This window comes from Streptomyces sp. NPDC092296 (assembly GCF_044755465.1).
Lineage (GTDB): Bacteria > Actinomycetota > Actinomycetes > Streptomycetales > Streptomycetaceae > Peterkaempfera.
Map to the genome: position 1 here is coordinate 28,385 of NZ_JBIVRB010000017.1, position 22,208 is coordinate 50,592.

Here is a 22,208-nt window from a genome sequence, read left to right on the forward strand (position 1 = left end):
CCGGTTCGGATGTGCTGCGTACGCCGGCAAGCTCGTCGTGAGCCAAGCGGTGCTCAGCGGGCAGGGCATCGGGGGCCCGGCGCCCTTCAGCCGCACCGAGGGTCAGCCAGGCGAGCCCTCGGACATCGACCGGTACGGCCGGCCGGACTTCCTGCTGCGGGCCTCGACGACCACCGGACCGTACTGGAGTCGCCGTGGACGGTGGTGGGTACGGTGAACTCACCGACGGATGTGGGAGGTCCAGTGGACCGGCGCGGCTTTCTGATCGCTTCCACCAGCACGTTGGCCGCGGCCGTCGCGCAATGGATCACCGCCGAACCAGCCCTCGCGGTCACCGGCCGCGGGCGCCGGGTCGGCGGCGAGGCCGCCGCCCTGTTCGAGGTACGCCTCGACGCACTGCGCCACCTCGATGACACCGTCGGCGCCGGCCAGGTCTACGACGCCGCCGCCCTGGAGCTGCGGCTGGTCACCGACCTCCTGAAACACGCCTCGTACAGCGAAGCAACCGGACGGCGTCTGTTCGCGGCCGCCGCAGAGGCATCCCGTCTGGCGGGCTGGTGCGCGTACGACCACGGCCGCACCGCCGCTGCCGAGCGGCACTTCATCACCTCTCTGCGCGCCTGCGCCTGCGCGGAGGACCCCACCCTGGGAGCGGTCACCCTCGCCTTCTGGGCCAACCTCCGCTACAACGCGGACGACCCCCAGGGCGCCCTCCACCTCATCGAAGGAGCCCTCGCCCACCGCCGAAGGATCTCCTCGCCCCGCGTGATGGCCATGCTCCACGCCCGCGCTGCCCGCGCCCAGTCCAAAGCGGGCGAGCCCACTGCCGCCTGGCACCAGGTCGACGCCGCTTTCGACGCCTACAGCCGGGCCGACAGCCCGGAGGCGGACCTGCCGTCGATGTACTGGATCAACCACGGCGAACTCCACCAGGTCGCCGCCAGCTCCGCCCTCAGCCTCGGCGAGCCCAGGCGGGCGCTGGAGAACTTCGACGCCGCCCTCACCCACGCCGACCCGTACGACACCGAACGCGAAACCCGGGGCGCCGCCATCTACCAGGCCCGCAAGGCCGAAGCCCACCTGGCCCTCGGTGACATCGACGCCGCCCTCGACATCGGCCACCAGGTCATCACCGCCATGGGCGGCATCGACTCCGCCCGCGCCACCGACGCCCTCGAAGAACTCCGCGGACAGTTCGCCGGCCACCAGCACATCCCGGCTGTCCGCGCCTTCCTCGACTACGCGGCCTGAAGACGCCCGCCGCCGGCCATGGGCGGAAGGCGCACGCGCTGACGGCTGGGGGGCTCCGTTTCGGCAGGCTCGCTGCGGCCGCACCGAGGCGGGTGAGGCCGGAGCCGCCCTGGCCGGTTCCGCACCGCCTGCGGGCGGGGCGAGCGTACGATCGCGCGGGGGCTCCAGGGGCGACGAACCCTTGTCCGAGGGGGAGGGCGGATGCTGAAGACGATGTTCGACCGTGGAGATCTCCCGCCACGGGACCGACTGGCCGCGCTGAACGAGCTGTTCGTCACCAGCGAGCACCCCATGGGGATCTCGAACGGAGGGCCCGGGGACTTCACGGCGACGGCGAGGGCCGCCGACATCTCGGCGGTGAACCTGGTCGAGCTGACCGTCGCGGCCTCGGACGTGCTGCGTACGCCGAAGATGGTCCGGCAGGCGGACCCCGAGCTGTGCTGCGTCGTCGTGGCGTCCACCGGCAAGCTCGTCGTGAGCCAGGCGGGGCGGGAGGCGGTGCTGGGCGAGCAGGACATCGCATTCTACGACAGTTCGCTTCCGTTCGGACTGAGAATCGGCGCGGGAGGGGAGCCGACCACCATGCTGCGGGCGCACATCCCCCGGGCGATGCTGGCGCTCTCCGCCGACGGAGCCGAGCGCCTGGTGGCCCGAGCCCTCCCCGGGGCGACGGGGTTCGGGGGCCTGCTGCGGCAGTTCTTCACCGCCGTGACCGCCGATCCCACGCCCTATCGCCCGGCCGACGTGCCCCGCCTGGCCTCGGTCGCCCAGGACCTGATGACCGCCCTGGCCGCCCACCACCTCGACGCCGACGCCGCAGTGCCGGAGGACTGCCGCCACCGGACACTACTGCTACGCGTCGACGCGTTCATCCTGCGCCACCTGCCCGACCCGTACCTCTCACCGACGACCGTGGCCGCCGCCCACCACATCTCGGTCGGCCATCTGCACCGGCTGTTCTCGGCGCGGGACACGACGGTCGCCGCCTGGATTCGCCACCAGCGCCTCGAACGCGCCCGCCAGGACCTCACCGACCCCGCCCGGCGGGCCCTGCCCGTCCACCTGATCGCGTCGCGCTGGGGCTTCAAGGACCACGCCACCTTCACCCGGGCATTCCGCTCCGCCTACGGCATCCCGCCCAAGGACTACCGCCGGAGGTCCGCCGAGCCGGTCGGGGCAGGCGGCTAACCTCCCCGCCGCGGTCGGCTCGGCTGCGGCGCGGACCCCGGGCACGGATCGTCAAATCACTGGTTGCCGGGCGTCAAAGACGCGGCCTGCGGTGCACTGCGATGCTCGGCATGCCGGATTACCGGCGTCCCCGGATGCGGGGGGTCCGGGGACCACAAGCCAGGGGGGAGCAGGTTCGTCGGGGCGCAGGGCCGAGGTGGTTGGTTGGTTGGTGTCGAACCGTAGTTCGCATCTGTCGGCCGTCCTCTCGCACGGGCTGACTGCCCGCCAGGGACCGTGTACCTGTGGTGCTACAGATCGGCCACAGTGGACCGGGAGGAGTATCGGACGGCCTCGGCCGTCCGCCATCCTTCACCGGAGCAGCACAGTTGGGCCACAACAGGCCCACTGCGACTCCAGGAGTCCACCGATGTACGAACCGCCGCCCGGTACCCCGTCCGGGGACGTTCCGCCCCCTCCGCCCCTGCCCCCGTCCTATCCGCCGTCCGCGCCGCCCAGGTACTACGCGCCGCCTCCGTCGGCCGGCCCGGCGCCCGGCTACCCGCCGCCGCCCGGGTACGGGCCGCCGCCCACTACGGTGCGGCGCCCGCGCACCGGCCTGTGGGTGGCGCTCGCAGTGGTCGGGGTGTTGCTGGCGGGAGGCGGGGGCTACGCGCTGGCCGCAGGGAACGGCAAGCCGTTGGCTGCGGGCCGGTCGTCCGGCAACGGGCCGGCCCCGGACGGCAACGGCGGCGGGGACCAGGGCGGCAACGCGGCGAACCCGGACGGCGACGCGGCGAACCCCGGAACCGGGATCGGGACAGGCACCGGCGGGACCGGCGGCAAGGTGCGGGTCCCGGCGGACCGGAAGCTGTGGCGCGTCCAGTTCCCGAACTCGTTTCTGGGCATGCAGCACAACGAGCAGATCACTGAAGGATTCGGCGATGCGCTGGAGACCATGCGGGTCGAGCAGCCGAACGCCGACATCGCCATGGACGTGTACACGGGGGGCCAGTTCGGCGAGCGGCACGCCACGGTGCTCGCCGCCTCCCAGGGCCAGCCGCTGACCGACGCGGAGCGCAAGCAGGCGCTCCAGGAGGCATGGGCGCCCGAGCCCGCCTATGCGGCCACCCACACCGTCTTCTCCGGTATCCAGGACGTCGACCCCGGCCCGCTGGGCGGTGAGATGCAGTGCGCGAAGTCGATCACCAAAATGGACCAGCCGGACGTGCTCGGCCAGCAGTACTCCAGCGGCATTCGGTGTGCGGTGGTGGGTGTCAACACGGCGATCGTGTACAGCGAGAGCGAGGTGCAGTCCGGTATGCAGATCGCCAAGACCGCCGAGGACCTGCGGCAGTTCCGGGCCCAGGCCGAGGTTCCGCGCTGACACCAAGCCCACTCGGCCGGCACCGCGCCTGGGCGAAGGTGCGGTGGCGGCCGGGGTGCGGTGCCTGTGAGGCCGCCTTGTGGAGGGTCGGCTGACGGATCGGCTGACGGGACTGCGGAAGGCTCGCAAGGAGCGGTACCGGCGGGCGTGAACGGGTCGGGGTGCCCGGCGTACCGGCGGGGTGGCCGGTACGCCGGGCGGGTGGTGGTGGAGCGGTGGAGCGGTGGGTCAGCGGGTGAAGGTGAAGCTGTTGAGGGTGGCGGGGCCGGTGACGGTGAGGTAGACGGTGCTGGTACCGGCGGGCTTGGGGTAGCAGGAGTTGGACTTGAGGTGCCAGGTGCCGTTGCTGTCCGGGTAGACGGTGCAGGCCGGGGCGGCGGTGGCGCTGCCGAGGCGGATGTTCACGTTGACACCGGGTGTGGTGGTGGAGACGCGCAGTTGGACGCCGCCGGCGCCGGCGGACCCGAACTGCACGTCCTTGAAGACCAGGTAGCTGCCCGCGCCATTGAGCTTGACGACCGTGCCGCCGTCGCCGCTCTGGGTGGCGGTGCCGGAGGCGGAGTCATAGGACTCGGCCTCGATCGTGGCGTACGGGTCGCGGGTGCCGGGCGGCGCGGTGGTCGGGGGCGCGGTGGTCGGCGGGGGCGTAGTGGGCGGGGCCGTAGTGGGCGGGGCCGTGGTCGGGGGCGCGGTGGTCGGCGGCGCGGTGGGGGTGCCGCTCGGCTGGTAGATGCGGAAGTTGCCGCTCGCGTGCAGCAGGGCCATGAAGCTGAGCAGGCCGTCGTAGTAGCGGTACTGGCCGGTGGGGGGCTGGAGGTTCCACAGCCCCTGGACGAAGTCCCAGGCGTGGGCGTCCGTCGCCGAGAGGGACGCCGCGCCGTTGGAGGCGATCAGCCCCGGTGAACGGTCGCTGGACAGCGGGCTGCCGGAGAGCGAGTACTGATTGACGTAGCCGTTGACGCCCTGGGACTCGAAGAAGTTCTGGAGGCGGTCGGTGAGCGTCTTGGCGCTGGTGTTGCCCGCCCACCAGGCGTAGTCGACCGCCCAGTTGACGGCGGTGCGCCAGGCGTCGAAGCGGAAGTCGCCGTGGTTGCCGGTGTTGTTGGGGCTGCCGGTGAACTCGGCGTAGTCGGGGGCCAGGCCGGTGGTGGGGTTGGTGGCCTTGGCGAAGTAGGCGCGGCCGGCCTGGGCCGCGTCGCTCCAGAACTTCCGGTCCGCTGCCTGCTTGCCCTGGTAGCCGTCGGCCCAGCGCGCCCACAGGTCGTAGAACGCGGGCAGGTCGTAGGACGGGTCGGAGAACTGGGCGGAGCTGGCGTAGGGCACGAAGACCGGCAGCTTGCTGGTCGGGTTGAACATGTTGGTGACGCTGTCGACCACGCCGCCGTTCATGTCCTCCTTGTGCAGCATCACGTTCAGGATGGCATTGGCCTGGTCCGTGTAGTTGTAGATGCCGGTGCCGTTGCCCCAGCGGTGCCCGGCGAAGAACAGCGCGGTGGCGAAGTACTCCTCGCCGTCGGTGGCGGGGTTGTCGTCCGAGCAGGAGCCGCTGAGGGTCGCCTTCCAGCAGAAGTAGCCGGTGCGGGAGCCGCTCGTGTGCTGCATGTGGGACTTGGCCCAGTTCCACAAGGCGTCGAACTGCGGCTTCTTGTTCATCTGGACGGCGATCATCATGCCGTAGCTCATGCCCTCGGTGCGTACGTCCGAGTTGCCGGTGTCCTCGATGTAGGCCAGCGGACCCTGGGCGTTGGAACCGGCGGGGTAGTACAGCCGCTTGGTGTCGTCGGTACTGGCGAAGAGGGAGTTCCAGTAGCCGTCGAGCTTGGCCTGCACGGCGGCGTCGGTCAGCGTGGGGTCCCACTCCCGGAACAGGTTGCGGTACTGGCCGCTGGCGTACGCGCCGGTGGTGGGGGGTACGGGCGCGGGGCGCGGCGGCGGGATGGGGCCCTGGTAAAAGACCGCGTACTGGTCGATGAAGGTGTCGTTGCTGCCGTTGTCGGTCTCCAGGGTGAACCGGATCTCCGTGGGGCCGGGCGTCGCTATGTCGAAGACGGCCTGCTGCACGGTCCATGCCGTACCGGTGAAGGAGAGGGCGGCGGCCTTCTTGCCGCCGACGTACACGCTGATCCCGGCGGTGTTGTTGGCGCTGGAGGCACCGGTGACGTCGATGCGGTAGCGGCCGGCCTGGGCGAAGTTGTAGGTGGCGCGGGTGCTGTCGTTGTTGCAGTAGTAGACGGCCTGGGTGGCCTGGAGGCTGGTACAGCCCCCGCCGTTGGTCATGGCCTCGGCCTGTGAGGTGATCAGCAGGGTGTCGGCTCGGGCGGGTGCCGCAGGCAGTGCGACCGGGGTGAGCAGCGCGGCGCAGACCGCCGCCACGACGGCCGGCAGGGTGAGGCGGCGGTGGAGATGCGGCCCACGGTGTCGGGGTTGGGTCACCGTGTTCCTCCTCGGGGGATCGGGCGATGGCAGACCCGGGCAGCCCCGGAAGCCGTGAGCGATTGTGAAACCTCACAGCAGGGCCGTCAATGCATTCGTATCGATAAGTTTTCCGAAAGTTTCGAGAGTGGCCCTTTGTAACCCCAGGTCAGTCAGGCGAACACATTCAGCTGCATCCCATGACTCTGCAAACCGCCGCGCCGGCGCCGAAACATTTCGAAATGCCGCGCCTCGCACGGCCGGGCGCCGCCCGTTCAGCACGGGGTCCCGGCAGACGAGTGGGACGAGGGCGCGTACCTCTGCGATCCCGAGGGGGCCGGTCCCCACCTGTCGTTCCTGAAGGTGCCGGAGCCAAAGGCGGTGAAGAACCGGGTGCACGTGGACGTCCAGGTCGGCGGCGGCCGTGAGACACCGTGGGAGGGTGACCAGTTCGCCGCCGTGGCCAAGAGGGCGACCGCATGAGCGCCGAGCGACGCCGGGCCGTCTGAGCCCCACCGAGGAGACGAGAGAGCGCTAGGAAGGCGCGCAGAGACGCGGAAGCCTGCGTGGTCTGCGAGGAGTGGACCGACGACCCGCGACCCCTCCGGTACATCGAACGGCAGAGCGGCCCCGGGGTGACCCTGTACGGCTGCCCCGAGCACGCGCCGGAACCGAGAACTGGTAGTCAGACGTGTCGGGGTCGGCCATCACCACGTGGTCGGGTCTGCCGTGCAAGTCCTCCTCGCGGACCACGGTCGCGCCTGCGGCGGTCAGCCGCTCCTCCACCTGGACCACGCGCGGCCATCGCACCTCGCGTTGCCGCTCGCGGATCACCCGGAGTCGGACCGTGTGGGACGGGTCGTTCTCCCACGCTCGGTAGTACGGCCGAATGGGGTCCAAGTCGTCCGGTCGGGGGCGGATGGTGCGGGCGAGGACGTGCGCGGGGACGGTCACGTCCATGTGATGGACACAGAACCGGTGAGGCTCGGGGCGAGCGGCAGCGAGGATTCGGCGGAGTGCCGCCCGGGGCGGCGGGGTGTCTTCTTCGAACGGGGGTTGATCAGGTACCACAGCGTCGCTGCGGCGGGGACGAAGGAAAGCAGGGCGATGAACTCGCGCACGGTCGGTCAGCTCCCTAAAGCTGGTCGGCTGAGCCCCGGAGCCCCATCCCGTCAGAGTCCGCGCTCTGTGACGCCTACGAGCTGTCACGCCCCACGGTGCGCCGAGCCGTGGCCGAGCTGGTTGCGGCGGGGCTGGTCTTCACGGTGCCTCAACGCGGTACCTATGTCGCCGAGCCGACGGGCACCGACGACGGCCAGGACGACGCCCCGGACGCATGAGAGCCCCGCACGGCAGCCTCGGGGGAGGGATCGCCTAGCGGGGCTCTCGCGGGTCACGAAGGTGCGGACGGGGACCGCACCCCGGACGCCGTGACCCGTGCGGTCAGCCCCACGTCACGCGGGGCCGACGACCACCCGCCCGGCGGAGAGAGAGCACGCCGGATGGGTGGGGCTTGGGGGTGCTACACCAGCGCGGCAACGCGCTTGTGCAGCGTCTTCGGAAGGTCGTCCAGCGGTCGCCACTCGGCGGCGGAGACCTCCTCTTCCTGAATCCGGGGGTTCACCTCGCGGACCGCGCGGAAGACGAACCGGAAGTCCGCGTGCTGGTGGGCGGGCTCGCCCTTCGCGGGGTTCTCGGGGATGTCGTGCACGTCCACGTGAACGGGCATCTCCAGGATGGGGAGGAACCCTCCGTCCACGCCGGTTTCCTCGGCGAGTTCCCGCAGCGCGGCGCGCATGAGTTCGGCGTCTTCGGGCTCCAGGTGCCCGCCGGGGGTGAGCCACTTGCCGGTTGCGTTGTGGTGGATGAGCAGCACGTTCCCGGCGTCGTTGATGAGCACCGCCCCGGCGGTGACGTGCAGCGGGGACGTGCTGCGGCTGGTCGGGTCGTCGTCCCGGTCCAGCGCGGCGAACACCGGGGCAAGGCTGTCCTTGTCCTCGGGGTGCTCGTCCGCGTAGCCCGTCAGAACGGTCCGGATGTGTTCGGCTGAAATGGCCATGTGCCTTACCTGTTCCAGTAGTTGAGCCACTGCGCCGCGATGGCGCTTCGGTCGGCGGCGGGGACTTCGTGCATCCCGGGCGACAGTTCGCCCCGGGCTATCGCTCGCGTCGCTGCGATGATCTCGCCCTGTACCAGGAAGATGAACGGTCCGACGCTTGCCCCGTGCAGGAAGTTGACCGCTTCCCCGCCGTTGAGCAAGTAGAAGTAGTGACCGCTCGTCTCGTACCGCGTCACGTGGTCGCCGAAGTTGGAACGCCGGTACCCCTCCGGGAGGCTGGACAGTTCCAACTCATCTTCCGAGCTGGTGACCGTGGCGACGTACGCGCCGTTTCGCAGCGTGGGGAAGTCCTCACCCCGCAGGGACAGAGCCCCCGTGGCGCACAGGACGAGCCCGGCGGCGTGTATGGCCGCATCCCGGTCCCGGGCGACCCCGAAGCCCTGCGAGAGCGCCTGTGCACGCCGTACGGGGTCGATGTCGTACACCGTGACGTGGACCCCCTTCGCGTGCATCAGACGGGCGATGCTGGACCCGAGCTTGCCGAAGCCGATCACGAGCGCGGAACGGCCGTGCAGGATGTCCCCGCGCTCACGCAACAGCGCCTCGGCGGAGAACACCACGCTCTGACCGACTAGGAAGTCTTCCGGGTCTTCGAGCGGAGAACGAGCGACCGAGACCACGGGGCACGGCAGCTCGTCCCGCTCGGCGTAGCGCTTGTGGCCGTTCTCCGTGTCTTCGACCACGCCCAGGATCGTGCCGGAGTACCGCGCGCACAGGTCGTCCAGCACGGGCGCGAAGTACCCGCCCACGTCGAGCAGCACGATTCGTTCGCCGGGCGCCCGGCTCTCCATATAGGCCAACGCCAAGTCCGGATCGGTGAACAGCTCGCGCGTCAACTCGTCTACGTTGAAAGCCCGTTCCACTTCGCGCCGCGCGTTGTCGTTGATCGACTTCGGCTTGGGCAGTACGGCGCGCAGATTGGAGACGGCCCCCACGGCGCGGACGAATGCGGGCCGCTCGGGCAACAGGTGCGTGATGAGCAGCGAGGACGGGCGGGCAGTCGGCTCGGGGGCGAAGTCGGCAGCGATGCGCGACCAGTAGGTGTTGAGTCGGGCTCTGTCGGACGGTTCCAAGGGACTCCCCTTCCCTTCAGGGGTGTAGCCGGCCCGGGTGGCGACGCGTCAGGGCAGCCGCTACCCGGACCGGAGTCAATGGGTGGTGCCAGGGGTCGCGGGCGGGTTGGCGCTCTCGAACGGGCAACGGCCCGGGTGCCCCTCGTACAGCGGGCACGCCTGCCCCTCCCCTCCGGGCTGATCACCCGACAGTCGGGGATCTGCCGGACCCGGTACGGCGGGATGCGGTCCGTCCAGACGCCCCAGACGGCCCCGCTGTGCGGCCCGTCCAACTCGCGTACGAGCGCCCAGTCTTCGGCGTACGCCCCGTCTTCGGTGCGCTCGGACTCGGCTCCGCAAACGTTTCCGTCTTCGTCCTCGCTGGTGCACCGGTACAGGTGCGTGACGGGGGCGGCGTCGGGCTCGCGGTCGGTCTTGACGGTCCAGGAGACGAAGCGGAACAGGCTGCGGGTGCTCATGCGGCACGCACCGTCTCTTGTTCGGCGCGCTGCCGCTCGGCGGTCTCCCGTTCCGCCGGGGTCGGCTCGCGCACGGTCGCGGGCTCGGCCTCCCACTCACACCCGCCACGCACGGGGCGGAGCATGTAGCGGGGGCCGCCCCTGCCCATGAACACGCCGAGCTTGCCGTTCGCGTCCACCAGCAGCGTGCCCAACTCGGGCGGTTCAGCACGATCTTGGCTCACCGGGTAGCCCCCTTACGTAGCGCGATTCCGTACTACGCTAGGTAACTCAACGACAGGCGGCCAAGCCGATTCTATGCGATTGCACGCCACTTACTGGATGGCTTCTCGGGCCCTATTGATCAGCGCTTTCGCCTTGGCTCCATAAACGGCCATATCAGCCATCCGCGAAAATGTTTCCGAATACGCTTCGATATCACTGGGTTGCGTAAGGGTTAGATATCCGGAGACCAGTTCAACATTCACTTGCGTGGAATCGTAAATCCAGAAATTCTCAACGGGCAGTTGCATACGCTGCCCTCGCATCGGAATTACTCCGATGCTCACGTTCGCCAACCCGATTACTGTCATGATGTGTGCGAGCTGTTCATCGTGCGCCTCCACGGAACTCAACGAGTTTCGCAGAACGGACTCTTCGACCAGAAAAGAGAAAGCCCGCCGCCCCTCGCGGATAACCCGCTGGCGCTCCATTCTCGCGGCTACCGCGTCCGCAACGTCATCCAATGTGACCCGTTGCTTCTGAATCATCCGCAGCACATCTTCGGTATATTGATAAGTTTGCAGAAGTCCAGGAAATACCCACGAGCTGTACGAACGGAACCTTTGGGTTCGCTCATACAGCGGAAGTCGCTCAGTTTGAGAGCGCCGAAGCCCGGCCCGCTCCAGTCGGCGCCAGGTACGCCACATGCCCTCTACGTCACGTAGAGAAGCAAGCAAGTCCGGCATCTGGTCCTCCGCTCCACAAGCGGCACACCAAAGGCGGATGTCATCTTCGCTCGGTCGAGTTTTCCCGGTTGCGATCCGAGATACTTTGGAAGGATGCCAGCCGCACAAAGCGGCCAGCCCCTTCCCTTCCAGCCCAGCGTCTTGCGCTAGTTCGCGAAGCCTGCCCGCAAGAACCTGGCGGGCTTGCTGAACGCTAGAGGATTCCGATTGAGACATGGTGAATTAGACCGGCGAGTATCCTTCGTGCGGGGTTGCGCGTTCCCAGACAGCCTCAAAGGATGCTGTGCACCACTTCGCCAACTCGGGATCTTCGGTGTACTCGCGTTCCATCAGAACACCGTCACCGCTGAAATGGTGAAAGAGGACGAGACTACTGTCAAATACCCAGAAGTCCACGGCGGGCACGGCAAGATTCTTGGTCTCCCGCCGAGGCAGCCACCGCACTTCTTCCCCGGCCAGGCAGTTGGTTAGCGTGTAGGCGTACTCCCACTGTACGTATTCGCTCAACGGCTCGGAGACAACGCGCGCCCTCCGTACTTTCACTCCGCGACTGACGGCCGACTGAACGGCTTCGTGCCAGCCCTCCCACCAAGTGTCCCGGTTTTCGCGCGTGAACTCCCTATTCCCGTTGCGCCATTCCAAGTAGTCCGGGTCGCTACTTGCGTAGTGATCACGAACTTCAAGGTGAATGGCGGAGGCTGTGGCCTTTGCCAGTGGCTCACGAGCGGGGGGCTTCACGCGACTAGTCTCCATCCGGGCGTGGGATGTACTGAATCATGACTTTGGGAAGGCGGATGACGCTCTCATGGCTCGGCACGTCAGTGCCGTGCCCGGGAATCGAGCCGATTTCCTGGCACGCCTTCACCTCTTCTTCCGTTGCGGTGTACGACTGGATCAGTAGATCCCCGGAGTCTTCGTCCAGCCAAATGGTGGGCGAATCGTCCTTGCCGGTGTTCGGAATGATCCCAAGGAAACGCAAGCGCATGACTACCGCCTGTGTCGATCTGATTGCAGATGATTGCTCGATCGTTGCCCAGTCGAGGGAGGCCGTCAAGTGCGCCTGCCAGAGGCGTAGTTGCTACTGACACGCGAGAAGCCCCCGCACTGCCCGTCCTCGTGGGGGCGGGCAGTACGGGGGCTGTGCGGGGCGTGGGCGTCGGTCGCCGGCTCATGCGCGTGATGAGGCTTGCCCATGAGCCACGGCCAGGAAGCCCGACCGCCAGGATGACGCGCCACGACTCCCGAGGGGCGACCCCGCGCAAAGGGCGGTAGCTGCGGCGCGAGTTTTCCCTCCCTGCCGCGCAGGATCGGGGAGGGTGAGGTGATCGGGTCGCCCTGGTCGTCGCGGATGGGCTTGCCCTTGTGCATCTTCCAGCCGAGCAGCGTCGGGTTACGGAGCATCCGGGTAATGACCGCCGGGTTCCACGCGAACCGCTCGCGGACGGTCCCCTTCTCGCCCTTCGCCCCGCCGGTCTTGCCGCCCGTCTTCCGCTTCTGCTTCAACGCCCAGTGATCACGCGGGGTGGGGATTCCGTCCCGGTGGAGACCGGCGGAGATCAGGGAGACGCTGACGCCCTCCAACAGTTCCTTGACGATGCGGGTAATGACCGCAACCGCTTCGGGGTCCGGGACGAGCGTCCAGCCCTTGCCGCCGTGCTCGGCGGGCATCTCGGCGGGCATATAGCCGTAAGGGGCTTGCCGCCACCACGCCACCGGAGCGCCATCCGGCGGATTGCCGCCATCGCGCCGGTAACCCGGTCCTTGATGCTCTGCGACTCCACCTGAGCGGCGAACGCAAGCGTCATCATCATGAGTTCGCTGGTGGGGTCCATCGGGTTGCGGAAGTCGAAGACGAGCCTCCCCCCGATCCCCTCCGCGAAGACGAGCATCTTCCGGTGCTGCTTCGCCCACTTCGCAAGCTCGTGCATGGCCCATCGACCGAATGGCACGGTCAAAACGCCACCAAACCAAGGCGTCGTACTCATTGGGCCGGTTGAGCCACCCGCCAAGCTCGGGACGCTCGAAGCGACCGAACGCGCTCGCGCTCACGTCAAGGTCTACGGCTTCCCGAAGCTGGTCGCCCGACCCAAAGTCGATGTTGAGTGCCGCTGCGGCTATGTCTCCGGCTTCGCGCTGCCGCTCGGGCGAAGTGGTCTCGTCGGTGAGCACGGACAGACGGACACACCGCACACCCCGAAGGGTCTCGGTGTAGACCGTCCCCGCGAGGGGGTTCCGGGTGCTGGCAGTCGTCATGCCCGCTGTAGGGAGCGGGGGGGATCTCGCTGTCCGACTCCGTACCGGGCTTGACCAGGACCGATGCAACCACGACGACACTCCAGAACTGCTAGTTCCGTGTGTCGGGAGATCCGGAAGGAAACGAGTTCTGCCTGGTCTGACAGCCGGCCGCCCACGCGGACGTGAGGGCGCGGCTGCCGCACCTGGATCATGGCGACCTATGACCACGCCATGAGCCACAACCCGAGATCACTTCGACGGCGGACTCCAGGGCGTACGGGTCAGCCGCCCTGACCGGCGTTACCGACCGGGCCGACCTTCACCGGGGAGCCGGAGCCGTCCGTGACGGGCAGCGTGGCGGCGCCCGGCCAGTCGAGGGTGACCGACTTCGTCTCGTCCGGCAGGGTCACCAGCAGCCCCGTGATGCGGACGCCGGAGCCGCCCGACTTGTTGAGCGGGTAATTGATGCCGAAGGCCGTCGACTCCCCGTTCTTGAGGGTGACCGGGTTGGCCTTCTCACCAGTGCGCTTCGCGGACAGCGACCCTGCGCTGGTCTTCAGGTCGACGCTCGCGTACCCGGAGATCGCGCAGTCCCGGCCGCTGCGGTTCTTCAGCTGCACCGTGACGGTCCCGTCGGGGTCGCCGTCGATGGTGTTGTTCGCGGCCGTGATCGCCAGCTCGTCGGTTCGGCACCTGCCAGCCTTGCCGTTCTGGTTGGAGCCGGTCCCGGCAGCCGTGCCCTTCCCGCTGGAGCTCGTCCCGTCGGAGACCTTGTCGTCGCCCTGATCCGAACTGCCCGAGCGCGAACCGCCGCCCGAGGTGGACGCGGATGACGCAGACGATGGGTCACTCTGCCCCAGGCCGTCATTGTCGCTCTGGCAGGCCGTGAGCGAGAGACCTGCGGCAACGGCCAGGGCCGCGAAGGTGAGCTTGTGAACGCGCATCGTTTCTTCCTCGGTATCGATTGGCGGTGCCGGGCTCTCGGTACGGGTCGGTACGAGCGGGCGTCTCTGATCAGCAGGACCCGCCCGGCCCCGCGAACCGTGCCGCCGACCACCGCCTGACGCATGGTTGTTACACGCACAGTCAGGCACAGTGCGCACCCTCACCGGGCGCGCCGCGCCGGGGCACGCCCTCGGCTAGCCGGGACGGCGGTTCCGGACGCCCGCCATGGACGGTCTGGAGGCCGCCCGCCGCGTCCTCGCGCAGGTCCCGGACTGCCGGGTGATCACGCTGACCGCCTTCGACCTCGACCACGACGTCCATGCCGCCCTCGCCGCCGCCGTACGGCTGGTGGCCCGGATCTTCGCCAAGCCGGCGCTGCGCGACCGGGCCCAGGCGGTCGTGTTCGCCCTCGCCTCCCCCGGCGAGTCGGCCTGACCCACAGCGGCGGGCCCCGCCTGGGCCGACCAACCCTTCGGTTCGCCGCAGGCCAGTCGGCGGGCCCTGGGATCGTCACCATGGCCGGGCTGCCCGGCCAGGCTCAGCGGCGGCGGGCAGTCCGGTGTCGCGACGGCCGCCGGGGCTGTCTCCGAAGGGCGGTGGTCTGGGAGCATGGGGCGATGGATCACGTCCGACAGATGGTCAGTTCCGGATCGCCGCTCGAACCGCAGATCGGCTTCTCCCGGGCAGTACGCAAGGGCGCGCACGTCGCGGTCGCCGGGACCGCGCCCATCGGGGACGACGGCACGACCGTGGGGCGCGGCGACGTCTACGCCCAGACGGTCCGGTGCCTGGACATCGCGGACGCCGCGCTCAAGGCGGCGGGGGCGTCGCTGGAGGACGTCGTGCGGACCCGCGTCATGCTCACCGACGTGACTCGTTGGAAAGAGGCAGCGCGAGCGCACGGGGAACGGTTCGCCGCTGTCCGTCCGGCCTGCACCTTCGTTGAGGTCTCACGCTTCATCGATCCCGAATGGCTCGTCGAACTGGAGCTGGACGCCATCCTGGACTGACTCCCGGGAGTGCTCTGCGCCGCCATCCGTCGCCGGCCGTCGCCGGCCGCGCGGTGCCGCGACGTTCCGCACACCGGCATGACGTCCTTCGCGACCTTCTGCCACCTCGCCGTCATCACCACGGACGCCGCCTGGCTGCCCGGCTGCCCGGCGGTGCGGTTCCCGGGCTGCTCACCGCGTTCGGTACCGGCGTGTTGATCGGGGTCACCGCAGCCGGTCGTACCGCCGACGGACAGCTGCGGCGGGCCCCGGTCCTCCCCCGGTGCGCCCTGCCGACCGGCTGGGCGGCCCCGGCCGCAGCGGGCACCCGGCCGGTCCCGCCGTTCGCCGTGACGATCGTGCAGGGCGGGCTGTCGTTCGGCATCGGATCGACGCTCGTCCATCGCGTCATGGTCGTCGCGTCCGGCGCCCCCTCCCTGAGCGGGTCGTGCGCCAGGGCCGCGCTGCACGTCGGCGCGTTCCTGGGACCACTCCTCACCGGCGCCGCGACCGGCACAGCGCACGACTACCGACACGCCGCGTGGGTCAGCGCGGCACTGGCGGCGGTCGCAGCGGCCGTCACCGTCACCTCCCGTACGCGAGCCGTGGACGCCGACGCGCCGGAAGCCCGGTGACCCGCCAAGCCGCTGCTCAGGCCAGGCGGGCGACCGGCCTGAGCAGCGGCTTGGCACAATCGGCGGCATGAAGATCGAACAGGTCGAGTGGACCGACCCGGACGCCGACATACTGCGCGCCCGGCAGCGGGCCGAGATCGCCGCACGCTACGGCACCCCGGACAGCGAACCCGGGGTGGCACCGTCCGAGGCCGACATCGCGGTGTTCCTCGTGGCCCGCGACGACGACGGCACCCCCGTCGGCTGCGGCGGACTCCGCCGACTCGAACCCGGAGTGGGCGAGGTCAAGCGGATGTACGTCGACCCGGCCCGGCGCGGCACAGGCGTCGCCGCCCAGATCCTGACCGCCCTGGAGGAATGGGCCCGCGACCAGGGCTGGACGCGGCTCCGGCTGGAGACCGGCGACGCCCAACCGGACGCCGTCCGCTTCTACACCCGCTCCGGCTACGAACGGATCGCCAACTTCGGCGCATACGCCGACGCCCCCCGCTCCCTCTGCTTCGAACGGCGACTCCGCTAGTCACGGACCGACCGCCCGTTCACCATCACGTGTCTCGGAGTGCGTCGCCGCTGGCGCCCGCACTCCCAAGCCGTAAGGATTCACTCCATGCCGACGACGCGCCTGACAGCAGCCGCCGCACTCCTCGCCCTGGCCGCAACGGCACTGACGGTCAGTTGCAGCCGGCCAGACGCCCCGGCGGCGCTGTCGGGCGCGCCGCGCGGCATCGTCATCGACCGTGACGGTGTGGTCGAAGTCCTCGACGGCACCACCGGCCCGGCCCATCCTGTTGCCGGGGAGCCTTTAGGTGGAGTCGCTGCGGACCCGCTCAGCCTGAGCCAGGTCCGGCAGCCCGCCTCCGACACCGTGGCCGGGCTCCGTGACGGCAAGCTCATCGCACTCGACCCGGCCCACCCGGGCACCCCGCGCACAATCGCCCCGGCCGGCGACTGGTTCCCCGACGCGGCTTCCACCGGCGCCTGGACGGTCACCCAGTCCCCCGACCTCGGAGTCTGCCCCGCCATCCCCGGCACCAGCGCCGGTACGGTCCGATACCGTGTCGAGCACTTCCGACTGCGTGACGGAGCGGTCCTGGACGCGGCCCGCTACCTTCCCTGCCGCCAGCGGCCCGCCGCCGACACAGCCGCCGGCCTGCTCGTGGAGACCCTCCACCCCCAGGCGGAGCCCTCCGGCAACGGAAGCACCGTCCTCGCGGACGTCCAGCTCATCGACCGCAAGGATCTCCGCACTCTGCGCACGGTGCAGGCCGATGCCACGCTGCTCGATGCCGCTGGTGAAACCGTCCTCGCCTTCCAGCAGAAATGCGACCGGTCGGACTGCGTCAAAGCCATCGGCCTGACGAGCGGAAATCAGCCGAAAATCGGCCCGCTGCCCAATGGGGGTTTCCTCGCCGGGGCCGGAATCATGGATCTCAGCGGCCGCTACTTCGCCTCCGCCGCAGTATCACCGGACGGTTCCCTGAATCTGGTGGTCTGCGACCTGAAATCCGGTACTGTACGCACCCTCGGCACATATGCTTCCCTGATCCCCGGGGCGCCGCGTGACATCGAGGAGGACATGCCCTCCGCCTGGTCCGGATCTCGCCTGATCACCGCCAACCCGCAGGACGGCACCCTCGCCACCTACGATGCGGTAAGCGGCCGCACCGAAACCCGAAGCGGACTGAGCACCGAAGGAAATCTCCAGGTGTGGGGCGCACAAGGCTGAAACCCCGGCCTTTTCTGCCGCTCCACTACCGATACCTCGGGCGGCCCGCAATTCACGCGGTGGCAGCAGAGCGCACGCGGGTGGGCGAAGGGGCCGGGGTGGTGGCCTGGGTGAGCAGTTTGAGGGCGGCTTCGGAGGGGGAACCGGGGGCGGTGGTGACGACGGTCAGGGACTGCTCCGGGGCGAAGGCCGCGGTGAGGGTCTGCTGGGTGACGGTGAGCGTGCCGACCAGGGGGTGCCGCAGCTCGTACTCAGCGAGGTCGCAGGGCCGCACCCGGTGGTCGGCCCACATGCCCGCGAACTCGGGGCTGCGGGTGGTCAACTCCCCGATCAGTGAAGTGAGTTGCGCGTCCTCCGGGTGCCGGCCCGCGACCAGGCGGAGGTTGCCGACCACCGCCCGCGCCTTCGCGGGCCAGTCGGCGTACAGCTCGCGGAGGTGGGCGTCCAGGAAGACCAGGCGCGCCATGTTGGGGCGGTCGGCCGGGCGGTCCGGCCCGGTCGGGTCGACGTGCCCGGCCAGCAGGGCGTGCCCCAGGGTGTTCCAGGCCAGTACGTCGCTGCGGCGCCCGGTCACCAGGACCGGCACCTCCCCCATCGCCCGGATCAGGTCGCGCACCGCCGGGCCGGCCCGCTCGGCCGGGGGGCGGCGGGCGGCGGTGCGGTGGCGGCAGCCGGTGGCCAGGTCGCGCAGGTGCAGCCGCTCCGGCTCGTCCAGCCGCAGGGCGCGGGCGATCGCGTCCAGCACCTCCACCGAGGCGTGGCAGGAGGCGCCCTGTTCCAGGCGGGTGTAGTAGGAGGCGCTGACCCCGGCGAGGAGGGCCAGTTCCTCGCGCCGCAGTCCGGGCACCCGGCGGCGGTCGCCGTAGGTCGGCAGCCCGACGTCCTGGGGCCGCAGCTGCGCCCGGCGTGCCTGGAGGAAGCTGCCGAGCCGTCCGTGTCCGTCCATGGCCCGAGTATGCATCGGGGTGCCGCGAGCAGCCTGACCCTGCCGGGGATAGGCAGCAGCGGGGCTGGTTGCTCCTTCCGCCGCGCAGCAGGGTGGTGCTCAAGCACCTCAGCTATACAGCAGCAGAAGGAAGACCATGTCCCGGAAGTTCGCAAGGACCATGCTGGTGGCCGCCGTCGCGGTCGCCTCCCTCACGGCCGGCCTGTCCGGCCCGGCGTCGGCGTCGGCTGCGGCTGCGGCGTCGGCTGCGGGCAAGCCTGTGAAGCAGCCCGTCTCCCAGGCGCGCGTTGCCGAGCACTTCGACCTGCTGGCCGGCCAGATGCCGGAGAACATCGCCCTGGAGCCGGACGGCAGCGTCGACCTGACCTTTGCCGGTGCCCGGCAGATCGCCCGGGTCAGCCCCGCCGGGAAGATCCGCGTCCTGGCGACGCTGCCCAAGCCGGCCGACGACGGCGTGAACACGCCCGCCCTGGGATTCCCGCTGGTCACCGGCCTGGTCAGGGCCGAGCACGGCACGCTGTACTTCCTGTACGCCACCGGCACCGCCGACCTGACCGGCGTCTGGCGGCTCACCCCCGGCGGCACCCCGCGACGCATCGCCGCGCTGCCCGCCGACGGGCTGCCCAACGGCCTGGCGCTGGACACGCGCAGCGGCACGCTCTACCTCACCGACTCGGTCCGGGGCGTCATCTGGCGGGTGCCGACCGGCGGCGGCCGGCCGACGGTCTGGGCGGACGGGGCGGAGCTGGCGTCGACCGGCTTCCTCGGCGCCAACGGGCTCAAGGTGCACGGCGGCGCCGTCTGGGTGTCCAACATGGACAAGGGGACGGTCGTACGGTTCCCGGTGACCCGGGACGGCCGGGCGGGGGCGCCCGAGGTCAGGGCGCGCAACCTGGACGGCATCGACGACTTCGCGTTCCCGGGCCGCGGTGACCGGCTGCTGGCCGCCCTCGACCAGTCCAGCGAGGTCGCGCTGGTCGAGCCGGACGGCCGCCACCGCATCGTGCTCACCGCGCGGGACGGCCTGCAGAACCCCACGTCGGTGGCCGTGCGGGGCGGCAAGGTCTACGTACCGTCCGCCGCGTACCTCACCGGCCAGGACCCCAACCTGGTCACCGCGCGCATCGCCCGGCCGCGCGGCTGAAGCCCCCGGGGCGCCCGCTCCGACCGCCGGGGAGCGGCCGGACGCCCGGGGCACCGAGAACCGCCGGTCCCGCCGACCGGTGTCCCGGCGCCGCCGTCCCGCGTGGTCGCGGGGCGGCGGCGCCGGTGTCGTGCGGCGCTGCGGGCGGTCAGGCGGCGGGGAGCTTCACCGCCAGCAGGTCGACCGGGCGGACGTCGACCCGGGCGGCCAGCAGGCGGGGGCCCTCGGTGCGGAGGATGTCCGCGATCCTGCCCTCGATGTGGGCCTGGCGGGCGTCGTCGTCCGGGAAGGCGTCGAAGATGCCGAAGGAGGTCGGGCCGAGGCGCAGCAGGAACCAGGCGGTGGTGCCGGTCTCGGCCTCGGCCAGGGGGAGGGCTTCGGTGAGGAGTTCCTGGAGTTCCCGGGCGTGCTCCGGCTTGGCCTCCAGGCGGACGAGGAGGCCGACGCGGGTGGTCGCGGGGACGGTGGTGGTCATGGGTTCGCTCCGGGGTGTCGGCGGCGGGGGTATCGGCGGCGGGGGTGTCGGCGGCGGGGGTGTCGGCGGCGGGCTTGCCGATCAACGTAGGGGCCGGTCCGGCCGCCCTCCCAGTGGCGGATACGACAGATCCCTTACCGTTTCCGCCATGAAGATCTCGGTGCTGGTCGTGGACGGGGTCTTCGACTCCGGCCTCTCCTCGGTGCTCGACGTACTGCGGACCGCCAATGAGCTGCGCGGCGAGCTGCCCGAACCGCCGCCGCCGTGGCAGGTGCGGTGCGTCAGCCCGCGCGGCCCGGTGCGGACGGCGGCCGGGAACCTGGTGGACGCGGTGCCGCCGGAGGCCGCCGGGACGCCGGACGTCCTGGTCGTACCCGGCGCCTGGCACCGGCGGCCGGAGCCGCTCGCCGCGTGGGTCGCCGCGCCGGAGCAGCGGCCGGTCCGCGCGGCGGTCCGGCAGGCCCGCGCGGACGGCGTGCTGCTGGCGGCGGCCTGCACCGGCACCTTCGTACTGGCCGAGAGCGGCGTGCTGGACGGGCTGGCCGCCACCACCAGCTGGTGGCTGGCGCCCGCGTTCCGCCGCCGCTATCCCCGGGTGGCGCTGGACGAGAGCCTGATGGTCGTCCGGGCGCCCGGCGTCACCACGGCCGGAGCCGCCATGGCCCACCTGGACCTGGCGCTCGGCCTGGTACGGGACAGCAGCCCGACGCTGGCCGACCTGGCCGCGCGCTATCTCGTCATCGACTCCCGCCCGACCCAGGCCGGTTACGCCATCCCCGGCCAGCTGGCCCGGACCGATCCGACGGTCGCCGCGTTCGAACGCTGGGTCCGCGACCACCTCGACCGGCCGCTGGGCATCGCGGACGCCGCGCGGGCGCTCGGTACGAGCGAGCGCACGCTACAGCGGGCGCTCGACCGGGCGTTGGGCGTCTCGCCGCTGCGCTTCGCCCAGCGCATCCGGCTGGAACACGCGGTGCACCTGCTGCGTACCACGGCCCTGCCGACGGAGGCGGTGGCCCGCAGCGTGGGCTACGCGAACGCCACCACCCTCACCACCCTCCTCCGCGACCGCCTGGACACCACCCCGGGCCAGGTGCGGCGCCGCCGGTGAGCCGGGGCCGGCGGGGTCGGGTCGGGGCCGCCGGATGGGGCGTCAGAGGTGGCGGCGGGCGCCGGGCTGGGGGCTGGCGGCGGGCGAGGAAGCGGCGGACGCCGGGGCGGGTCGGGGCCGCCGGATGGGACATCAGGGGAGGCAGCGGGCGCCGGGCCGGACACCACCGGCGGCGCGGTGGTCTGACCGCCGTACTGCTGCTGCGCGAACGACCGGGCCCAGGGCCACCGGGTGGGGCCTCAGGGGCGGCGGCGGACGCAGGGCCGGGCGCCACCGGCGGGCGAGGTAGCCGCAGACACCGGGTCGGGTCGGGGCCGCCGGATGGGACATCAGGGGAGGCAGCCGACACCGGGCCGGGCGCCACCGGCGTCGCGGTGGCGCTGACCGCCGTACTGCTGCTGCGCGAACGGCCGGGCCCGGTGGCGGTGGCCGGTACGGCTCTCAGCCGAGGAAGCGGTGCAGCGGAGCCGACTCGGTGAGCAGCATGGTCACCCGGTGGGCCAGCCGCTGCCAGGCGGCCTCCTGCTCGGCGGTGAGCCGCACCTGCCCGTCGTCGGCCGCGCGCAGGGCGGCGGCCAGCCGGTCGGTGTCGGCGTCCGGTACCAGGTCGACGGCGGCGAGTGAGCGGGCCAGAGCGCCGACCAGCGCGGCCGGGCTGTCCCCGGTGGCCGCCGCCAGCGCGACCAGCCGCCGGGCGAGGCCGCTCTCGGCGGGGGCCGTGCCGACCAGGGCACCGGACAGGGCGCGGAGGGTGGCGTACAGCAGGTCGGTGTCGGCCGCTTCCAGCGAGACCAGCCGCAGGCCGGCGTGCTCCCAGCGGCTGTTCGGCGCCCAGACCCGGGGCCCGGCGGCCACGGCCCGGGACACGGCCTCCCGCACCCGCCGCAGCGCGGCCAGCGCGGCGGCGGGCTCCGGCAGCGCCGTGCCGGCGCCCTCGGCCGGGTCGGCGAGCGGCCCCAGCAGCCCCCGCTCGACCAGCCCGACCTGGGCCATCAGCTCCGCGTCCGCCACGACCAGGCGCTCCACCGCGTCGTCGCTCTCTTCGTCCGCCATGCCCCAACTCTGCCAGCCCCCTCTGACAACTCCCCCGCCGGACCACCCTGAGTGCGGCGGCCCGGCCACCCCGGCCCGGCGGCGCGGAACGGGTCACCCGGCGACCGCAGGTGACGCCAGCCGGGCAGCGCGGGC

At 71.0% G+C, this 22,208-nt stretch carries 23 protein-coding genes and 3 pseudogenes; 12 read left to right on the plus strand and 14 right to left on the minus strand.

Going from position 1 to position 22,208, the window contains the following annotated elements; all coding sequences use genetic code 11:
* The first annotated feature begins 282 nt into the window (after nt 1-282).
* The 3 genes from ACIQGZ_RS25955 (at nt 283) to ACIQGZ_RS25965 (ending at nt 3,805) form a co-directional block, all read left to right on the plus strand.
* On the plus strand, nt 283-1,251 hold the full coding sequence (locus tag ACIQGZ_RS25955) for a transcriptional regulator (protein ID WP_402606141.1): 969 nt from the start codon (nt 283-285) through the stop codon (nt 1,249-1,251).
* Between the two features lie 201 nt (nt 1,252-1,452).
* Nucleotides 1,453-2,439: a helix-turn-helix domain-containing protein gene (locus ACIQGZ_RS25960; RefSeq protein ID WP_402606143.1), complete on the plus strand. Its 987-nt coding sequence runs from the start codon at nt 1,453-1,455 to the stop codon at nt 2,437-2,439.
* A 604-nt stretch (nt 2,440-3,043) separates the two neighbouring features.
* Nucleotides 3,044-3,805, plus strand: coding sequence for a hypothetical protein (locus tag ACIQGZ_RS25965; protein ID WP_402606146.1), 762 nt, complete (start codon nt 3,044-3,046; stop codon nt 3,803-3,805).
* A 228-nt stretch (nt 3,806-4,033) separates the two neighbouring features.
* Here ACIQGZ_RS25965 and ACIQGZ_RS25970 read toward each other — a convergent pair whose 3' ends face one another.
* On the minus strand, nt 4,034-6,238 hold the full coding sequence (locus ACIQGZ_RS25970; RefSeq protein ID WP_402606149.1) for a glycosyl hydrolase family 8: 2,205 nt from the start codon (nt 6,236-6,238) through the stop codon (nt 4,034-4,036).
* A 213-nt stretch (nt 6,239-6,451) separates the two neighbouring features.
* Here ACIQGZ_RS25970 and ACIQGZ_RS25975 point away from each other — a divergent pair, with 213 nt between their 5' ends.
* Nucleotides 6,452-6,700, plus strand: a complete 249-nt coding sequence (locus tag ACIQGZ_RS25975; protein WP_402606362.1) for a VOC family protein — start codon at nt 6,452-6,454, stop codon at nt 6,698-6,700.
* A gap of 330 nt (nt 6,701-7,030) precedes the next feature.
* Here ACIQGZ_RS25975 and ACIQGZ_RS25980 read toward each other — a convergent pair.
* Nucleotides 7,031-7,338, minus strand: a pseudogene (locus ACIQGZ_RS25980) (hypothetical protein); the annotation flags it as partial.
* A 42-nt stretch (nt 7,339-7,380) separates the two neighbouring features.
* Between ACIQGZ_RS25980 and ACIQGZ_RS25985 the strand changes: the two are divergent.
* A pseudogene (locus ACIQGZ_RS25985) lies at nt 7,381-7,557 on the plus strand (winged helix-turn-helix domain-containing protein); the annotation flags it as partial.
* A 182-nt stretch (nt 7,558-7,739) separates the two neighbouring features.
* Here ACIQGZ_RS25985 and ACIQGZ_RS25990 read toward each other — a convergent pair.
* From ACIQGZ_RS25990 to ACIQGZ_RS26030, 9 genes and pseudogenes are all read right to left on the minus strand, one after another.
* Entirely contained in the window at nt 7,740-8,276 is a 537-nt protein-coding gene (locus ACIQGZ_RS25990) for an NUDIX hydrolase (RefSeq protein ID WP_402606152.1), read from the minus strand.
* Between the two features lie 5 nt (nt 8,277-8,281).
* Nucleotides 8,282-9,409 carry an adenosylhomocysteinase gene (locus ACIQGZ_RS25995; RefSeq protein ID WP_402606155.1) on the minus strand — a complete coding sequence of 376 codons (1,128 nt, stop codon included), beginning with the start codon at nt 9,407-9,409 and terminating at the stop codon, nt 8,282-8,284.
* A 454-nt stretch (nt 9,410-9,863) separates the two neighbouring features.
* Nucleotides 9,864-10,091, minus strand: coding sequence for a hypothetical protein (locus ACIQGZ_RS26000; protein WP_402606158.1), 228 nt, complete (start codon nt 10,089-10,091; stop codon nt 9,864-9,866).
* Between the two features lie 90 nt (nt 10,092-10,181).
* Nucleotides 10,182-10,814 carry a DUF5753 domain-containing protein gene (locus ACIQGZ_RS26005; protein ID WP_402606364.1) on the minus strand — a complete coding sequence of 211 codons (633 nt, stop codon included), beginning with the start codon at nt 10,812-10,814 and terminating at the stop codon, nt 10,182-10,184.
* Between the two features lie 12 nt (nt 10,815-10,826).
* A pseudogene (locus tag ACIQGZ_RS26010) lies at nt 10,827-11,030 on the minus strand (helix-turn-helix domain-containing protein); the annotation flags it as partial.
* A gap of 6 nt (nt 11,031-11,036) precedes the next feature.
* Nucleotides 11,037-11,552, minus strand: a complete 516-nt coding sequence (locus ACIQGZ_RS26015; RefSeq protein ID WP_402606161.1) for a DUF6879 family protein — start codon at nt 11,550-11,552, stop codon at nt 11,037-11,039.
* Between the two features lie 4 nt (nt 11,553-11,556).
* A complete protein-coding gene (locus tag ACIQGZ_RS26020) occupies nt 11,557-11,799 on the minus strand; it encodes a hypothetical protein (RefSeq protein ID WP_402606164.1) in 243 nt (80 codons plus the stop codon).
* Nucleotides 11,800-11,864: 65 nt separating this feature from the next.
* Nucleotides 11,865-12,482, minus strand: a complete 618-nt coding sequence (locus ACIQGZ_RS26025) for a recombinase family protein (RefSeq protein WP_402606167.1) — start codon at nt 12,480-12,482, stop codon at nt 11,865-11,867.
* Nucleotides 12,483-13,330: 848 nt separating this feature from the next.
* Nucleotides 13,331-13,993 carry a DUF4232 domain-containing protein gene (locus ACIQGZ_RS26030; protein ID WP_402606169.1) on the minus strand — a complete coding sequence of 221 codons (663 nt, stop codon included), beginning with the start codon at nt 13,991-13,993 and terminating at the stop codon, nt 13,331-13,333.
* Between the two features lie 226 nt (nt 13,994-14,219).
* Between ACIQGZ_RS26030 and ACIQGZ_RS26035 the strand changes: the two genes are divergently transcribed.
* From ACIQGZ_RS26035 to ACIQGZ_RS26055, 5 genes are all read left to right on the plus strand, one after another.
* Nucleotides 14,220-14,429, plus strand: coding sequence for a hypothetical protein (locus tag ACIQGZ_RS26035; protein ID WP_402606171.1), 210 nt, complete (start codon nt 14,220-14,222; stop codon nt 14,427-14,429).
* A 182-nt stretch (nt 14,430-14,611) separates the two neighbouring features.
* Nucleotides 14,612-15,004 carry a RidA family protein gene (locus ACIQGZ_RS26040; protein ID WP_402606173.1) on the plus strand — a complete coding sequence of 131 codons (393 nt, stop codon included), beginning with the start codon at nt 14,612-14,614 and terminating at the stop codon, nt 15,002-15,004.
* 191 nt (nt 15,005-15,195) lie between these two features.
* Entirely contained in the window at nt 15,196-15,618 is a 423-nt protein-coding gene (locus ACIQGZ_RS26045; RefSeq protein ID WP_402606176.1) for a hypothetical protein, read from the plus strand.
* 67 nt (nt 15,619-15,685) lie between these two features.
* Nucleotides 15,686-16,138: a GNAT family N-acetyltransferase gene (locus tag ACIQGZ_RS26050; protein ID WP_402606179.1), complete on the plus strand. Its 453-nt coding sequence runs from the start codon at nt 15,686-15,688 to the stop codon at nt 16,136-16,138.
* An 87-nt stretch (nt 16,139-16,225) separates the two neighbouring features.
* Nucleotides 16,226-17,344, plus strand: a complete 1,119-nt coding sequence (locus ACIQGZ_RS26055; protein ID WP_402606182.1) for a hypothetical protein — start codon at nt 16,226-16,228, stop codon at nt 17,342-17,344.
* Nucleotides 17,345-17,396: 52 nt separating this feature from the next.
* On the opposite strand, the gene ACIQGZ_RS26060 is transcribed toward ACIQGZ_RS26055, so the two are convergent.
* A complete protein-coding gene (locus ACIQGZ_RS26060; protein ID WP_402606185.1) occupies nt 17,397-18,290 on the minus strand; it encodes a helix-turn-helix domain-containing protein in 894 nt (297 codons plus the stop codon).
* Between the two features lie 136 nt (nt 18,291-18,426).
* Between ACIQGZ_RS26060 and ACIQGZ_RS26065 the strand changes: the two genes are divergently transcribed.
* Nucleotides 18,427-19,434 carry an SMP-30/gluconolactonase/LRE family protein gene (locus ACIQGZ_RS26065; protein ID WP_402606187.1) on the plus strand — a complete coding sequence of 336 codons (1,008 nt, stop codon included), beginning with the start codon at nt 18,427-18,429 and terminating at the stop codon, nt 19,432-19,434.
* 148 nt (nt 19,435-19,582) lie between these two features.
* Here the strand turns inward: ACIQGZ_RS26065 and ACIQGZ_RS26070 are convergent, their stop codons facing one another.
* Entirely contained in the window at nt 19,583-19,909 is a 327-nt protein-coding gene (locus ACIQGZ_RS26070; RefSeq protein ID WP_402606190.1) for a putative quinol monooxygenase, read from the minus strand.
* Between the two features lie 148 nt (nt 19,910-20,057).
* Here ACIQGZ_RS26070 and ACIQGZ_RS26075 point away from each other — a divergent pair, with 148 nt between their 5' ends.
* A complete protein-coding gene (locus ACIQGZ_RS26075; RefSeq protein ID WP_402606192.1) occupies nt 20,058-21,020 on the plus strand; it encodes a GlxA family transcriptional regulator in 963 nt (320 codons plus the stop codon).
* A 441-nt stretch (nt 21,021-21,461) separates the two neighbouring features.
* Here the strand turns inward: ACIQGZ_RS26075 and ACIQGZ_RS26080 are convergent, their stop codons facing one another.
* Entirely contained in the window at nt 21,462-22,073 is a 612-nt protein-coding gene (locus ACIQGZ_RS26080) for a hypothetical protein (protein WP_402606194.1), read from the minus strand.
* Nucleotides 22,074-22,208: the final 135 nt, after the last annotated feature.